This is a genomic window from Microvirga aerilata, assembly GCF_016743775.1.
Lineage (GTDB): Bacteria > Pseudomonadota > Alphaproteobacteria > Rhizobiales > Beijerinckiaceae > Microvirga > Microvirga aerilata.
Genome location: NZ_JAEQMY010000360.1, coordinates 1 through 652 on the forward strand (window position 1 = coordinate 1; position 652 = coordinate 652).

General features: G+C 61.3%; 1 protein-coding gene. It reads right to left on the bottom strand.

Annotated elements, in window-relative coordinates:
• Positions 1 to 284 precede the first annotated feature (284 nt).
• Complete coding sequence (locus JKG68_RS32820; RefSeq protein WP_202066662.1) at positions 285 to 437, bottom strand: hypothetical protein; 153 nt, start codon at positions 435 to 437, stop codon at positions 285 to 287.
• Positions 438 to 652 lie beyond the last annotated feature (215 nt).

A 652-nucleotide genomic window follows, 5' to 3' on the forward strand; every position in this document is an offset into this window, starting at 1 on the left:
TCAGGCGCAAGCAGGATCAGATCAGCAAGGCTCTCGACCAGCATGGAGGCCATCACGACGAGGTCTGTGTCGCCGCGTTCAAAGCGCTCCTGCACGAGTTGATTGATGTCACAGTGCAAACAGTCGGACATCTCATTCCCCTCTCTGGCAGCGGGTCCGACACGGCCTGCGCACAGCGCCCCTGTCAAGGCTTTAAGGAGCTGTCTAACCAGGATCCAGGGTGCGAACGAGCGATCATTGCAAGACGGCGGCTGCACTCCTGCCTCGAGCGAGCGTATTGCGATCTATCCGCGTCCCCACGGCTGCGGAGCCCGTGCCAACTCGCGAACGACGGCATCCTCAATGCCGAGGTCCTCGAGCCCCTGATCAGCCTCCGTCTCCGGCTCGGGCACAGGAGCATCCGAGGCAAGAGAGACATCAGCCGTAGGTGCGTCCACCTCGTAGACTCGTGCGGCTGCAGCCAAGTGGTGAACCGGTCCTCCAGTAGGTCGAGCAGGCTGTTGAGAGCCGCGTTCGGGGCATCCGCCTCCTCTCTCCTTCCGGATCAGGCGCGCCAAAAATGGAGCGATGATGAACTAGGTGTATGGTCCCGGGATGTGGTGTGACGGGTTAAGCCTGAACCTTTCGGGCTCTTTCGTCCAGAGGTGGCAGA